Source organism: Enterobacter cloacae complex sp. P15RS, from assembly GCF_014895905.1.
Classification (GTDB): Bacteria; Pseudomonadota; Gammaproteobacteria; order Enterobacterales; family Enterobacteriaceae; genus Enterobacter; species Enterobacter quasihormaechei.
The window spans coordinates 40,899-55,984 of sequence record NZ_JADBQL010000002.1; the positions used below are offsets into that span (position 1 = coordinate 40,899).

Annotated in this window: 14 protein-coding genes; 8 read left to right on the forward strand and 6 right to left on the reverse strand. The window is 57.2% G+C overall.

The window, feature by feature from the left end; translation table 11 throughout:
* Positions 1 to 7: 7 nt before the first annotated feature.
* From paaD to paaA, 4 genes are read right to left on the reverse strand one after another with little or no spacing between them, the layout of a single operon-like run.
* Positions 8 to 505, reverse strand: coding sequence for a 1,2-phenylacetyl-CoA epoxidase subunit PaaD (paaD, locus tag IM267_RS00895; protein WP_193032493.1), 498 nt, complete (start codon positions 503 to 505; stop codon positions 8 to 10).
* An 11-nt stretch (positions 506 to 516) separates the two neighbouring features.
* Positions 517 to 1,263 carry a 1,2-phenylacetyl-CoA epoxidase subunit PaaC gene (paaC, locus tag IM267_RS00900; protein ID WP_193032494.1) on the reverse strand — a complete coding sequence of 249 codons (747 nt, stop codon included), beginning with the start codon at positions 1,261 to 1,263 and terminating at the stop codon, positions 517 to 519.
* Between the two features lie 8 nt (positions 1,264 to 1,271).
* Positions 1,272 to 1,559 carry a 1,2-phenylacetyl-CoA epoxidase subunit PaaB gene (gene paaB, locus IM267_RS00905; RefSeq protein ID WP_003857353.1) on the reverse strand — a complete coding sequence of 96 codons (288 nt, stop codon included), beginning with the start codon at positions 1,557 to 1,559 and terminating at the stop codon, positions 1,272 to 1,274.
* A gap of 12 nt (positions 1,560 to 1,571) precedes the next feature.
* The gene (gene paaA / locus IM267_RS00910; protein WP_063866796.1) at positions 1,572 to 2,501 is read right to left on the reverse strand and encodes a 1,2-phenylacetyl-CoA epoxidase subunit PaaA; all 930 of its coding nucleotides are present in this window, start codon (positions 2,499 to 2,501) and stop codon (positions 1,572 to 1,574) included.
* Between the two features lie 285 nt (positions 2,502 to 2,786).
* Between paaA and paaZ the strand changes: the two genes are divergently transcribed.
* The 7 genes from paaZ (at position 2,787) to IM267_RS00945 (ending at position 12,046) form a co-directional block, all read left to right on the forward strand.
* Entirely contained in the window at positions 2,787 to 4,826 is a 2,040-nt protein-coding gene (paaZ, locus tag IM267_RS00915; RefSeq protein ID WP_193032495.1) for a phenylacetic acid degradation bifunctional protein PaaZ, read from the forward strand.
* 223 nt (positions 4,827 to 5,049) lie between these two features.
* On the forward strand, positions 5,050 to 5,532 hold the full coding sequence (locus IM267_RS00920) for an Hcp family type VI secretion system effector (RefSeq protein WP_063451427.1): 483 nt from the start codon (positions 5,050 to 5,052) through the stop codon (positions 5,530 to 5,532).
* 113 nt (positions 5,533 to 5,645) lie between these two features.
* On the forward strand, positions 5,646 to 5,939 hold the full coding sequence (locus tag IM267_RS00925; RefSeq protein ID WP_226847812.1) for a polymorphic toxin type 44 domain-containing protein: 294 nt from the start codon (positions 5,646 to 5,648) through the stop codon (positions 5,937 to 5,939).
* A complete protein-coding gene (locus tag IM267_RS00930; RefSeq protein ID WP_193032496.1) occupies positions 5,917 to 6,312 on the forward strand; it encodes a hypothetical protein in 396 nt (131 codons plus the stop codon). Before IM267_RS00925 ends, IM267_RS00930 begins: the two co-directional genes overlap by 23 nt.
* A gap of 159 nt (positions 6,313 to 6,471) precedes the next feature.
* Positions 6,472 to 8,742 carry a primary-amine oxidase gene (gene tynA / locus IM267_RS00935; protein ID WP_193032497.1) on the forward strand — a complete coding sequence of 757 codons (2,271 nt, stop codon included), beginning with the start codon at positions 6,472 to 6,474 and terminating at the stop codon, positions 8,740 to 8,742.
* A gap of 171 nt (positions 8,743 to 8,913) precedes the next feature.
* The gene (locus tag IM267_RS00940; RefSeq protein ID WP_107535285.1) at positions 8,914 to 10,887 is read left to right on the forward strand and encodes an alkyl/aryl-sulfatase; all 1,974 of its coding nucleotides are present in this window, start codon (positions 8,914 to 8,916) and stop codon (positions 10,885 to 10,887) included.
* A gap of 52 nt (positions 10,888 to 10,939) precedes the next feature.
* Positions 10,940 to 12,046 carry a GGDEF domain-containing protein gene (locus IM267_RS00945; RefSeq protein ID WP_193032498.1) on the forward strand — a complete coding sequence of 369 codons (1,107 nt, stop codon included), beginning with the start codon at positions 10,940 to 10,942 and terminating at the stop codon, positions 12,044 to 12,046.
* 67 nt (positions 12,047 to 12,113) lie between these two features.
* Here the strand turns inward: IM267_RS00945 and IM267_RS00950 are convergent, their stop codons facing one another.
* Positions 12,114 to 13,613 (reverse strand): aldehyde dehydrogenase family protein, encoded by a 1,500-nt coding sequence (locus IM267_RS00950; RefSeq protein ID WP_193032499.1) that lies wholly within the window; start codon positions 13,611 to 13,613, stop codon positions 12,114 to 12,116.
* Positions 13,614 to 13,854: 241 nt separating this feature from the next.
* Here IM267_RS00950 and feaR point away from each other — a divergent pair, with 241 nt between their 5' ends.
* Positions 13,855 to 14,763: a transcriptional regulator FeaR gene (gene feaR / locus IM267_RS00955; protein WP_131637587.1), complete on the forward strand. Its 909-nt coding sequence runs from the start codon at positions 13,855 to 13,857 to the stop codon at positions 14,761 to 14,763.
* On the opposite strand, the gene IM267_RS00960 is transcribed toward feaR, so the two are convergent.
* The gene (locus IM267_RS00960) at positions 14,764 to 15,081 is read right to left on the reverse strand and encodes a YdbL family protein (RefSeq protein WP_063451434.1); all 318 of its coding nucleotides are present in this window, start codon (positions 15,079 to 15,081) and stop codon (positions 14,764 to 14,766) included.
* Between the last annotated feature and the right edge of the window lie 5 nt (positions 15,082 to 15,086).

The window sequence follows — 15,086 nt, forward strand, 5'->3', positions numbered from 1 at the left end:
GGCGGCCTCAAATACATTTGAAATAGTCGAAGGGCTCACGGCAGGTATTGCAGCGGTAGAGCGCTTTGCAGGCCGTCGAACCAAATTCACTGATAAGCGCGGTATCGGTGCTCGCACAGCGCGGGCAGCTCACCTCTGCGGGAGCGTGGGCATGGCAGCTATGGCCGACAGGCGGGCTGATACCATATTCACGCAGGCGCCTGCGCGCATCGCCGGTCATCCAGTCGGTGGTCCAGGCGGGCTCCAGTTGCAGCACAATATGTACCGGGGAAAAGCCGTTCCCGCTCAGGGTTTCGCGGATGGCCCCCAGCAGATGCTCCGTTGCCGGGCAGCCGGAATAGGTCGGCGTGAAGCCAATAACCCAGCCTTCCCCCTGCGCCTTCACGCTGCGCACCATGCCTAAATCGGTGATGGTCAGCACCGGCACTTCCGGGTCGGGGATCTGGCTTAGCAGCGCCCAAATCTGCGGGATTTGGGCAGGCGCAATGTCGACGAGGCGTTGCATAGCGTTCTCCTTCACCACTGCTGGCCGGGGTAGGCGCGCTGGAGATACTGCATCTCTGCCAGCATCGGCCCCAGATGTTCGGTATGAAGACCCTGCTTGCCGCCCGTGCGATACGCCACGTCTTCGGGCACGCGGAGGGTGGCTTCCGCCAGCCCGGCAAACACTTCGCGCTCCCACGGCTCGCGCAGGGTGCGGGGATCGACCGCCACGCCGGCGTCAATCAGCGCCAGCTCGACGTCGTCGGCATCGAACAGCTCGGCCGTAAAGCGCCACAGGCTATCCACCGCCTGCTGCATTTTCTGGGCGGAGGTTTCTGTTCCGTCGCCCAGACGCACCAGCCAGCCGCGGCTAAAGCGCAGGTGATAGCGCGCCTCCTTAATGGCTTTTGCGGCGATGGCGGCAAGCTGGCCGTCGCTGCTGTGGATCAGTCGCTCGTACAGCGCCACGTTCCATGCATCCATAAGGTACTGACGGGCAATGGTGTCAGCGAAGCTGCCGTTTGGCTGCTCCACCAGCAGCAGATTGCTGAACTGACGCTCATCGCGGCCATAGGCCAGGGTGTCTTCATCCCCCGTTCCGTCCAGCTCAGCGGCGTAGGTCAGGAAGTTGCGCGCCTGGCCGAGCAGGTCGAGGCCGATGTTGGCGAGGGCCAGGTCAATCTCCAGCTCCGGCGCGTGGCCGCACCAGGCGCCCAGGCGCTGGGAGAGCACCAGACCGTTGTCGCCCAGTCGCAGGGCATATGCAGATACGTTGTTCATCCCTACCCTCACATGTGCTCAATGCCATCAGGGATGGTGTAAAACGTCGGATGGCGGTAGACCTTGCTTTCCGCCGGATCGAAAAATTCACCGCTCTCTTCCGGCTGGGAGGCGACGATTTCGCTCGCCTTCACCACCCAGATGGAACAGCCTTCGCTGCGGCGGGTATAAGCGTCACGCGCGTTTTCCAGCGCCATGCGGTCGTCGGCAGCGTGCAGACTGCCCACGTGACGGTGCGACAGACCCTGCTTAGACCGGACAAACACTTCGTATAACGGCCAGTAAACATTGCTCATGGTTAATTCCTCTTATGCGGCCTGGCGGGCGCGTTGTTTTTCGGCATGCGCCAGCGCGGCTTCACGCACCCACGCGCCGTCGTCCCAGGCTTTACGTTTGGCGGCCAGACGTTCGTGGTTACAGATCCCGCGCCCGTTGATGACCTCGTCAAATTCCTGCCAGTCGATATCGCCGAAGCGGTAGTGGCCGCTCGCGTCATCAAACCGCAGGTCAGGGTCCGGCACGGTCATGCCGAGCATTTCCACCTGAGGCACCGTGTTATCAACGAAGCGCTGGCGCAGCTCATCGTTGCCGAAGCGCTTGATCTTCCAGGCCAGGCTGCGGGCACTGTTTGGCGAGTTGTCGTCGTTGGGTCCAAACATCATCAACGCTGGCCACCAGAAGCGGTTGATGGCGTCCTGCAACATCTGACGCTGGGCTTCGCTGCCCTGCGCCAGCGCCATGCAGGCCTCAAAACCCTGACGCTGGTGGAAGCTCTCTTCTTTACAGATTTTCACCATCGCCCGGGCATACGGGCCGTAAGACGTGCGGCACAGCGCCACCTGGTTCACGATGGCCGCACCGTCCACCAGCCAGCCGATAACGCCGATATCGGCCCAGCTCAGGGTCGGATAGTTGAAGATGGAGGAGTATTTCATCTTGCCGTCAAGCATCTTTTGATAGATGTCCTCCCGGGCGCAGCCCAGCGTTTCCGCCGCGCTGTAGAGGTAGAGGCCGTGTCCGGCTTCGTCCTGCACCTTCGCCAGCAAAATGGCTTTCCGGCGCAGCGTCGGCGCGCGGGCGATCCAGTTCCCTTCCGGCAGCATGCCGACAATTTCAGAGTGGGCGTGCTGTCCAATCTGGCGGATCAGCGTCTTGCGGTAAGCTTCCGGCATCCAGTCCTGCGGCTCGATGGCCGTCTCCTGCGCGATGCGTTGCTCAAAGCGTTGTTCTTGCGTCACATAACCACCTTTATGATTCGTTAGATCACCATATGTAGCAAAATGGTGAATCACTTGGTTTCTTAAAAGTTACACAAAGGTTAAATATAACCCCAAGAAGCGTTTGCTTATTTTGTGACGACGCTCGCAAGGGTTTTCGTGAACAGCAGGAATCGCGCGGGTTTTTCATGACGAAGCTGAGTAATGCAGATCACAACGTTAACAATTCATTAAAACTCAGCTTGATTTTTATGATTCATGATCAAACTATCTATAGTGAAATCACGAAACATCTGGAGAGAAGAAATGCAGCAGTTAGCCAGCTTCTTGTCCGGCACCTGGCAGTCAGGCCGGGGCCGCGAGCGCACCATAACCCACGCTATCAGCGGGGAAACGCTATTTGAAGTCACCAGCGAAGGGCTGGATATGGCGGCCGCACGCCGTTACGCCATTGAACACGGCGGGGAGGCGCTTCGCGCAATGAGCTTTATCGAGCGTGCCGCCATGCTGAAGGCGGTGGCCAAACACCTGCTGAGCCAGAAGGATCGGTTTTACGCCCTTTCAGCCCAGACCGGCGCAACGAAGGCCGACAGCTGGGTGGACATTGAAGGCGGTATCGGCACCCTCTTCACCTACGCCAGCCTCGGCAGCCGCGAACTGCCGGACGATACCCTGTGGCCAGAAGATGAGCTGATCCCGCTGTCGAAAGAAGGTGGCTTTGCGGCGCGCCACGTGTTGACGTCCAGGTCCGGCGTGGCGGTACATATCAACGCGTTCAACTTCCCGTGCTGGGGGATGCTGGAAAAACTTGCCCCGACCTGGCTTGCCGGGATGCCCGCCATCATCAAACCCGCCACCGCCACCGCGCAGGTCACGCAGGCGATGGTGAAAGCGATTGTCGAGAGCGGTCTGGTGCCGGACGGCGCCATCAGCCTGATCTGCGGCGGCGCGGGCGATCTGCTGAGCCAGCTCGACAGCCAGGACGTGGTGACGTTTACCGGATCGGCCAGCACCGGACAGAGCCTTCGCGTGCACCCGAATATCGTCGCCAATTCCATTCCGTTTACCATGGAAGCGGATTCCCTGAACTGCTGCGTGCTCGGTGAAGACGTAACGCCGGAGCAGCCGGAGTTTGCGCTGTTTATCCGTGAAGTGGTGCGCGAGATGACCGCCAAGGCCGGGCAAAAATGTACCGCCATCCGCCGCATCATCGTGCCGGAAGCGCAGGTTGAGGCCGTCAGCCAGGCGCTGATTGCGCAGCTGGAGAACGTGGTCGTCGGCGATCCGGCGCAGGAAGGGGTTAAGATGGGGGCCCTGGTCAACCATGAGCAACGCGCCGACGTGCAGGAAAAAGTTGATCATCTGCTTGCCGCGGGCTGCCAGATCCGTCTGGGTGGTAAGGCCGATTTGCAGGCGGCTGGCGCATTCTTCCCGCCCACCCTGCTGTTCTGCCCGCAGCCGGACGAGACGCCGGCCGTTCACTCCACCGAAGCCTTTGGCCCCGTCGCCACCCTGATGCCGTATCGCAATACCGAACACGCCATGCAGCTGGCGCGAGCGGGCGGCGGCAGCCTGGCGGGAACGCTGGTCACGGCAGATTCAAACGTGGCGCGGCAGTTTATTGCCGGGGCAGCACGCGCCCACGGACGTATTCAGATCCTCAACGAGGAATCTTCCAAAGAGTCTACCGGACACGGTTCCCCGCTGCCGCAGCTGGTGCACGGCGGTCCGGGACGTGCGGGCGGCGGCGAAGAGCTGGGCGGCCTGCGCGCCGTGAAGCACTATCTTCAGCGCACGGCCATTCAGGGCAGCCCGTCCATGCTCGCCGCCATCGGCAAACAGTGGGTGCGTGGCGCCGGGGTGCAGGAAGATCGCGTTCATCCGTTCCGTAAATACTTCGAAGAGTTACAGCCGGGCGACAGCCTGCTGACCCCGCGCCGTACCCTGACGGAAGCGGATATCGTGAATTTTGCCTGCCTGAGCGGAGATCACTTCTATGCCCATATGGACAAAATTGGCGCGGCGGAGTCGATTTTTGGCGAGCGCGTGGTGCACGGCTATTTTCTGATTTCCGCCGCGGCGGGGCTGTTTGTTGATGCCGGGGTTGGGCCGGTTATTGCCAACTACGGTATGGAAAACCTGCGCTTTATCGAGCCGGTTAAACCGGGCGACACCATTCAGGTGCGCCTGACATGCAAACGTAAAACGCTGAAGAAACAGCGTGCTGCCGATGAAAGGCCCACCGGCGTGGTGGAATGGGCGGTTGAGATTTTCAACCAGCATCAGCAGGCCGTGGCGCTCTACTCCATCCTTACGCTGGTGGCGCGCCAGCAGGGTGATTTCTGATCAAAGCAACAAGATTGACGTTGCTGCATCAATTGTTTAAGAACATCAAAAAGCCTGAATAGAAACATGGACTGGATGGCTTTGATTAATCAAACCATCCAGTCAGCCCGGTCTGGATAAGTTACAACCGGAAACAGTAAGTAAATTGACCATATTGTTAGCATGGTTATTATTTAGCGACAGGAATATTCCCGCGTTAAATTACATGGAAGAGTATTAGGCTATGGCAATTCCTGTTTATCTTTTCTTAACTGATGATGGTGGCGCAACAATTACAGGCTCGGTGGATATACGTTATCGTGAGGGAAGCATTGAAGTCACTGGCTTTACACATAATCTAAGCCTACCAACCGATCCATTGACTGGGAAAATTACCAGTAAACGCAACCATGCCCCAGTCGTTTTTCAAAAAGAAATCGATTCCTCCTCCCCTTTCCTGATGAAAGCCGTTGCGACTGGCCAAAGCCTTAAAACGGCTGAATTCAGGTGGTATCGCATTAATGACGCGGGGCAGGAAGTAGAATATTACAATATGCGCCTCGATAATATTCGCGTCGTTTCCGTTACGCCATTGATGCATGACATTAAGGACCCGACGAAAGAAAAACACAATCATCTTGAAGTCGTGGAACTACGCTACGATAAAATAACCTGGACGTATTGTGATGGTAATTTACAGTTTGCTGACTGCTGGGCTGAGCGTTGAATATGCGAACTCCATCATATTCAACACCCTATAATATTGCATCCTTTGCACCACCTGGCGTAGACGTTGTGAGCCACATGGTAATTGCGCGATTTCACGGTGGCCCCTCATTAATGACCTACATATGGTTTTATCAAATGGTCAGGAATCATGGCCCCTGGGATTATAAACGAGGCCGGGCACAATTTGCCAACTTTGGCAATTTTCATTACGGTGCCGTTGGCGCCGCTGCGGGTATTCCGGATGGCATTCTGCTCCGGGGGGCAGGTACTGCACAGATTCTTGCCGGGACAAGCGATCCTGTCGAATTTGCAAAATTCCAGAGTCATAATAACTACGGTGATGACCCAGTCGATCAGTTATGGATAAAGGCAGGAATTGATTATGCACGACGTTCGGGTTTTTAACTGGCGCGCTGGTGTGATTTTACTTTTTTTTCTTATATTCATTGCATACCCTTTCCGCGATCTGTTTACCGTATATGAACATTTGCAGGAAAAAATCCAGGTTAACGAGCGTTTAACGCTTTATATTACCCAGGTTGAGGCAGGTTCACTGTCTAAGAACAGGTATCATATTTATCTCTTTGATGCGAAAAAAAGCACGGAAGATTTCATGTCCAACGTTAAGGACATTACCCCCGTCATGATCACCGATGATGATAAAACTTCGGTGACGATTAAAGAGGGAGACATTTATTTTCGCGTTCGCGGTAAGGTCTATTCGTTCACGACGGTAGGTTTCGACGTCCGCATACATCTCGACAGTTCACCTTATTGAAGCACCCTTTTTCTGTCACGGGGTGTGATGCACTCCCGGTCTTTTTTTAACCTGGCAAGACTGACAAACAACCTGGCAGATGCAGGCAAACGATTTTCGTGCGCGCCTGTCAGGATAAGGCTGACATAACACAATAAACACAACAAGATGAGGTCTGCGATGGGAAGCTATTCTTCTTTTTCTGCCCGTAGAACGGCGCTGGCCATGGCCGTTGCGCTCTGTTGCGCCTGGCAATCCCCGGTTTACGCGCACGGCAGCGAGGCGCATATGGTTCCGATGGACAAAACGCTCCAGGCGTTCGGGGCTGACGTGCAGTGGGATGATTATGCCCAGATGTTTACCATCGTTAAAGACGGTGCCTTTGTGAAGGTCAAACCCGGCGCCAATACCGCCATCGTTAACGGCACGCCGTTGGCGCTACAGGTGCCCGTGGTGATGAAGGACAACAAGGCATATATCCCGGAGACCTTTATCAACGATGTCTTTCAGTCCGGTCTTGATCGGACCTTCCAGGTCGAAAAAAGCCCCCATCCGTTAAACGCGCTGACGGCTGATGAAATCAAGCAGGCCGTGGAGATTGTGAAAACCTCTGCGGATTTTAAGCCCAATACCCGCTTTACCCAGATCGCGCTGGCGGAGCCAGATAAAGCCAAAGTCTGGGACTTTGTGCTGAACGGCACGGCGGTGGATGCGCCCCGCCAGGCCAATATCATCATGCTTGACGGCAAACGCATCGTCGAAAGCCGGGTGGATTTGAAGGACAAAAAGATCCTCCACTGGGCGCCGATCAAAGACGCGCACGGCATGGTGCTGCTGGATGACTTCAACACCGTGCAGCAGATCGTCAGTGAGAGCCCGGAGTTTGCCGCGGTGCTGAAAAAGCGCGGCATTAACGATCCAAAAAAAGTGATCACCACGCCGCTTACCGTCGGCTTTTTTGACGGCAAGGATGGGCTGAAACAGGAAGATCGCCTGCTGAAAGTGATCAGCTATCTCGACGTGGGCGACGGGAATTACTGGGCGCACCCGATTGAAAACCTGGTCGCGGTGGTGGATCTTGAGCAGAAGAAAATCCAGAAGATTGAGGAAGGCCCGGTCGTGCCGGTGCCGCTCACCCCGCGGCCGTATGATGGCCGCGACCGCGTTGAGGCGGAGAAAAAACCGCTGGATATTATCGAGCCGGAAGGCAAGAACTACACCATCACCGGGGATAGGGTGCACTGGCAGAACTGGGATTTTCATCTGAGCCTGGACTCACGCGTCGGCCCGATGATCTCCACCGTGACCTATAACGACAACGGCAAAAAGCGCCAGGTGATGTATCAGGGTTCGCTCGGCGGAATGATCGTGCCGTACGGCGACCCGGATATCGGCTGGTACTTTAAAGCCTATCTGGACTCCGGTGACTACGGCATGGGTACCCTGACCTCCCCGCTGGTGCGCGGTAAAGACGCGCCGTCTAACGCCGTGATGCTCAACGAAACTATCCCGGACTACACCGGTGCGCCAATGGAGATCCCCCGCGCGATCGCCATTTTCGAGCGTTACGCCGGGCCAGAATATAAGCACCAGGAGTTAGGTAAATCCAACGTCAGCACCGAACGCCGCGAGCTGGTCGTGCGCTGGGTCAGCACCGTGGGTAACTACGATTACATCTTCGACTGGGTGTTCCATGAAAACGGCACCATCGGCATTGATGCGGGTGCCACGGGCATTGAAGCGGTAAAAGGCGTACAGACAAAAACGATGCATGACGCCACCGCGAAAGATGATACGAAATACGGGACGCTGATCGACCATAACATTGTCGGTACCACGCACCAGCACATCTATAATTTCCGTCTGGATATGGACGTGGATGGCATTAACAACAAGCTGGTGGCCATGGATCCGGAAGTCAAACCAAACGCCGCTGGCGGCCCGCGCACCAGTACCATGCAGGTTAATCAGTATGATATTGATACCGAACAGCAGGCCGCCCAGAAGTTCGACCCGGGCACCATCCGCCTGCTGAGCAACACGCGCAAAGAGAACCGCATGGGCAACCCGGTTTCGTATCAGATTATCCCTTACGCGGGGGGCACCCACCCGGTGGCGACGGGCGCGAAGTTTGCTCCGGACGAGTGGATTTACCACCGCCTGAGCTTTATGGATAAACAGCTGTGGGTGACCCGTTACCATCCTGACGAAATGTATCCGGAGGGGAAATACCCGAACCGTTCCACCCACGATACGGGCCTCGGGCAGTACAGCAAAGATAACGAGTCGCTCAACGACCAGGATAACGTCATCTGGATGACTACCGGCACCACCCACGTCGCCCGCGCCGAAGAGTGGCCGATCATGCCGACGGAATGGGTGCACACGCTGCTCAAGCCGTGGAACTTTTTTGACGAGACGCCAACGCTCGGCAAGAAAAAAGCCGAGTAAAAATAAGCAACCGCCGGGCGCAATGCCCGGCTTTTCATCCGCTTACTTGCTGAATCCCCCTCCCGAATTATAGTTAATGTTACTTCGCTTAATCCTTTTGCAACTCTTGAAACATTTTGCAGCAACCGAAGTTTCCACAAACGACGCGAAATACCACCGAGAGGTTTTAGGATGAAAATCAATCAGATAGTCAGAGGGCTGGTGCTGGCAGGATGTGTTGCATCCGCAAGTTCAGCCTGGGCAGCCGAAGCACCCAAGGACGCAACCGCAGCAACGCAACAGGCCAACAACGCACTCTTCAACCAGCTCCCTTTCTCCGATAACACCGATTTTACGAACGCCCACAAAGGGTTTATTGCCCCTCTTCCTCAGGAAATGATCAAAGGTGAACAAGGCAACACCGTCTGGGATCCGAAGCAGTACGCCTTTATCAAAGAAGGCGATAAAGCGCCCGATTCGGTTAACCCGAGCTTATGGCGTCAGTCCCAACTGATTAACATTAGCGGCCTGTTTGAAGTCACCGAGGGCGTCTACCAGATCCGTAACCTCGACCTGTCAAACATGACCATAATCGAAGGTAAAGAAGGCATTACCGTCGTTGACCCGCTGGTTTCGGCGGAAACGGCCAAAGTCGGGATGGATCTTTACTATAAAAATCGCGGCAAGAAACCTGTCGTCGCCGTGATTTACACCCACAGCCACGTTGACCATTACGGCGGCGTGCGCGGCGTGGTGGACGAAGCCGACGTGAAGGCCGGCAAGGTCAAAGTCTACGCGCCAGCCGGATTTATGGAGGCCGCCGTCGCGGAAAATATCATGGCGGGTAACGTCATGAGCCGCCGCGCCAGCTATATGTACGGCAACCTGCTGAAGCCGGATGCGAAAGGCCAGGTCGGCGCGGGTCTCGGCACCACCACCTCCGCCGGGACGGTTACCCTGATTGCCCCGACAAATATCATCGAGAAAGATGGACAGAAAGAGGTCATCGACGGCCTGACCTACGATTTTATGCTCGCGCCGGGCTCCGAAGCACCTTCCGAGATGCTCTGGTATATCGAAGAGAAAAAGCTGATCGAGTCAGCGGAAGACGTCACCCATACGCTGCATAACACCTACTCCCTGCGCGGCGCGAAAATTCGTGAACCGCTGCCATGGTCGAAATACATCAACCAGGCCATTGTACGCTGGGGTGATAAGGCCGACGTCATTATGGCGCAGCACCACTGGCCGACCTGGGGCAACGAAAATGTGGTTAACCTGCTGAAAAGCCAGCGCGACCTCTACCGCTACATCAACGACCAGACCCTGCGCATGGCGAACGAAGGGCTGACGCGTGACGAGATCGCCGCCAACTTCAAGCTGCCAAATTCTCTGGCCAATACCTGGGCCAACCGGGGCTATTACGGTTCCGTCAGCCATGACGTCAAAGCCACCTACGTGCTCTATTTAGGCTGGTTTGACGGCAACCCGGCGACCCTGGACGAACTGCCGCCTGAAGAAGCCGCGAAGAAATTTGTGGAGTATATGGGAGGCGCGGATGCCATCCTGAGCAAAGCCAAAACCGACTTTGACCAGGGGAACTATCGCTGGGTGGCTCAGGTTGTCAGCAAAGTGGTCTTTGCCGATCCAAACAATCAGGCTGCGCGAAACCTGGAAGCGGACGCGCTGGAGCAGCTCGGTTACCAGGCTGAATCAGGCCCGTGGCGTAACTTCTACCTGACCGGCGCGCAGGAACTGCGTAACGGCGTGGTGAAAGGCCCTACTCCGAACACCGCCAGCCCGGATACCGTGCGCGCAATGACGCCAGAAATGTTCTTTGACTATCTGGCGGTGCACATCAACGGCGAAAAAGCGGCGGACGCTAAATCGGTCTTTAACATCGACCTCGGCAGCGACGGCGGCAAATACAAGCTGGAGCTGGAAAACGGCGTGCTGAACCACACGGCGAACGCCGAAGCGAAAGACGCTGACGCGACCGTGACCCTCAACCGCGATACGCTGAATAAAATTATCCTTAAAGAAGTGACGCTAAAACAGGCACAGGATAACGGTGATATCAAAGTGACCGGCGATGCCGCCAAGCTCGATGCCATGCTCGGTTATATGGATAAATTTGAATTCTGGTTTAACATTGTGACCCCGTAACGGCATGCACACGCGGGCGGACCTTCCGCCCGCTCAAGGAAAATTCTCTTTAATGGAAAAAAGACATCCAACGACACCCGAGCCTGCAACATGGCCTACCCGTAAATCAATGGTTGTCCACGGGCTGGCCGTGAATCTGCCCTGGCTCGCCTTTGTCAATGCGAGCTTTGCGCTGATGGTTCTGCTGCGCAATTCCCTGTTCGGCCATTTTGACACCCTCTTGCACATCAGCCCGCCTCTCAGACAGATGATTGATGCTTCCATGCTGGGGGTAGTCATTCTTTCCGTGGCGCTGGTCATCATGGCCTGGCGCCACATCCGCGGCGTCAGCGCCGTGCTGTTTATGTGCAGCCTGCTGTGGTCGATAAGCTGTTACTGGTTTATCACTGTGATCCAGCTTCCTCATCCCTGGCCGGTATTCGTTACCCTGCTGATGGCCGGTATGACCGCGCTCTATTTTCATCCTGTGGGGCTGGTGTGCTTTATCGCGCCGCTGTGGATCACTCTGTCCGTTGCCAGCATGCTGCTGAATCACGAGATTAACCTTCGCTTTGTCGGGCTGTGGGTGGTCTTCACCTTCATTCTCGTTTGCGGACGCTACATCCTGTTGAGCTGGTTTGAAGAGGCCTGGCGTCGTAACCAGCAGAATCAGCGTTTAATTTCACGGCTGGATGCGCTGGCCCACCAGGATCCGCTGACGAGAACGGCCAATCGCCGGGCGATGGAGCTGGTGCTGGAAAACGCGGTGGAGCAAGGCAAACGCTTTACGGTGCTGATGCTGGATGTCGACTACTTCAAGCTTTATAACGACACCTATGGTCACCAGGCAGGAGACGATTGCCTCGCGCGGGTTGCAGAGGTGCTGAACGCCTCGGTGCGCACCCCGGAGGATGTGGTCTCCCGCTACGGTGGCGAGGAGTTTGTGGTGATCCTCTTTGACTGTGCTGAAAACGTTGCTGAAAAAGTCGCTGCGCGGATCCAGGAAGGCCTGCGCGCGGCAGCCATTCCGCACGGTGCGTCGAAGGTCAGTGAATATGTGACGGTCAGCATGGGGATTGCCGCCCATAGCGCAGGACTTGCCGGTCCGGAAATCATCGCCCGCGCCGATGCGGCGCTGTACCGGGCGAAAGAGGCCGGGCGGGATTGTTGGAGGCGTTAAGTTATGCCGGGTGGCGCTGCGCTTACCCGGCCTACGAAACCGATCCCCTAGGCCACCCGGCGTTTTATTAATACCGCACGCACACCGACTTGTTTTCACACCAGCCATCCAGCCAGTCGGGGCCGAAATCGCGCCCGGTGCCGGACTGCTTCATACCGCCGAACGGCAGGTTGGCGTCGATTAGCGTGTGGCTGTTCACCCACACGGTTCCGGCCTGTAGCCTGTCGGTATACTCCAGCGCTTTGCTGATGTTCTGCGTCCAGACGCTGGCCGTTAAGCCATATTCAGTGTCGTTCGCCAGCTGAAGCGCCTCTTCCCCGTCGGCGACACGGACCAGGTTGACCACCGGCCCGAACACCTCTTCACGCGTCAGGCGCAGATGATTATCCGGGTTGACCACCAGCGTTGGCGAAACGTAAAAGCCTTTGCCGTCTGGTCCCCGGTTCCCGGCGATCAGCTCCGCATTGTGTGCCTTCGCTTCATCCAGGAACGCCTGGACCTTATCGCAGTGGGCGCGCGACACCAGCGGATTGATAAACGCCTCGGGCGACATGCCCGGCCCGACGGTCAGGGATTTCACGGCCTGTTCAAACCCGCTGACCAGCGTGTCAAACAGCGGGGCCTCAATATAAATGCGCGAGCTGGCCGCGCAGACCTGCCCCTGATTCAGGAAGCTGCCGGTCATCAGCCCTTCAATCACCCACGCCGGATCGGCATCTTTCAGCACGATGGCCGGGTTTTTGCCCCCCAGCTCCAGCGTCACGCCCGTTAGCGTATCCGCTGCTGCGCGGGCTATCTGCTTGCCCGTCGCCGTCGAACCGGTAAAACTCACTTTGGCAACGCGCGGGTGCGAGGTCAGCGCTGCGCCACAGACAGCGCCACTTCCGGTTACGACGTTGAACACGCCATCCGGGACACCCGCCTCGCTCGCCAGTTCCGCCACCCGTAACAGGGTGAGCGGCGTGGTTTCGGAGGGTTTGATCACGATGGAACAGCCCGCCGCCAGCGCGGGCATCACTTTCCACATGCCAATCATCAGCGGGAAGTTCCACGGCACAATCCCCGCCACGACCCCCACCGGCTCTTTGCGCGTCCACGCCTGATAGCGCGCGCCCTGCGGCAGAGGAATAGAGAGATCGAGAGTTTTGCCGGCAATTTTGGTGGTCAGCCCCGCCGTGTAGCGCATCCAGTTCAGAGTACAACCCACCTCAAAGGCGCGGGAAATATTGATGGATTTCCCCTGCTCCAGGGTTTCGAGCTGCGCCAGCTCTTCGCCGTGCTGTTCCACCAGATCCGCAAACCGCAGCAGGATGCGTTCCCGCTCTGCCGGCAGGCGCCCGGCCCAGCTTCGGGCGACAAAGGCGCGCCAGCCGGACATCACCGCACGATCGACATCGTCGACGCTGGCATCGGCGGTGGAGGCAATCACCTCTCCGGTCGCCGGATTGTAGACGTTCAGACGTTTTTCGCTGTCGGATGCCGCCTGACGCCCTTCAATCCACAGGCCGTGCTGACGGTCTAAAAACTGCTGCACGCCCGGCAGGACGGCGACGTGTGATTCGGACATAGGGTACTCCTTCGTTATGCTTCGCAGGGTGTGTAAGCAGTCTAAGAGGGGTTTCGCATTCCTGCTTTTGTCTGTGTGACATTCGCTTTGCCAGCTGTGACAGGCTCCGCAAATCGTGATAATTCCCGCTTATAACGCTGTCACCGGTAAGCGTTCTTTCCTATAGTCAGCCTCGTAGCCCAGACAAAATGCAACATAAATGCAACAATGCGAAAACGGTGACGGTGCAGCGAGAAAAGCAATGGCATGTGCAAGCGAACAGGACAATTTTCAGCAGTGGCTGGCGCAAATTAACCAGGTTTGCGGGCGCTTTGCGGCGCGTCCGTTAGAGGGAGCGTTTCTCGGCGAACTGGAAACCAGCTACACCCAAAGTCTGAAGTTGAGCACGGTGACCACCGCAGGCGTTAACCTGTTTCGCACCCGTCATGAGATCAAAAGCGGCAATGACGCCTGGTTCTACACCGTATTTCAGCTGGAAGGCAGCGCGGGGATAGAACAGGACGACCGGCGCTCGGTGCTGAAAGCCGGGGATATCACGCTGATTGACGCCTCCCGCCCGTGCTCCATTTACTGGCAGGAGCGTTCCCGCCAGATTTCGCTGCTGCTACCGCGACAAATCATTGAGCAATACGCACGTTTTCAGGAAGTACGCTGTGCGCTTCCCCTCTCCCGCAGCCTGCCTACGGTGCAGCTGAGCTACCGTCTGTTGCAGGAGAGTATGGGGAATGCCGATCTGAGCGCCAGAGAAAGTGAAGCGGCGCTGGAGGCAATGGTGTGTCTGCTGCGTCCGGCGTTCCAGCAGCGTGACGAGGCGCTGCCGCGCAAGGAGCGTCAGTTCCGGCACGTTCTCTCCCTGATTGATGACCACATTCAGTCGGAGGCGTTAAGACCGGAATGGATAGCCTCAGAGAGCGGCATGTCCGTGCGCAGCTTGTACCGCATGTTTGCCGAGAAAGGGCTGGTGGTGGCGCAGTACATTAAGAATCGTCGCCTCGATTTGTGCGCGCAGGCGCTACGTGGCATCAGCGACGATGAAAAGCTGGCGGGAATTGGCTACAGCTGGGGCTTCACCGACCATAGCCATTTTTCCACCGCGTTCAAGCAGCGTTTCGGGGTTTCGCCGGGCGAGTACCGTAAGCGTTACCGCTAGCTATTTTTTCAGCCACTTGCCGTTAATCCCCTTCACGTACTCGCCCGGCTGGGCGCGGGCCACCAGCTTTTGTCCCGCCATTTTCGCCACCTCGTCGACGGGCAAATTATTATCGTCAGCCAGCTGCTGATAGCTTTCCGTGCGCGCGGCGTTGATACGGTTCACCAGCGCCAGCGTTTCAGCGTCGTGCTGAACGGGCGCCAGATAGCCGCTCAGGGTTTCCCCTACGCGTCCCTGGGCGCGCGCATCGTTGAGCGTCAGCGTGGCGGCGTGAACGTTCATCCCCAGCGCCAGTAACATCAGAACTAATCGTTTCATGGCAT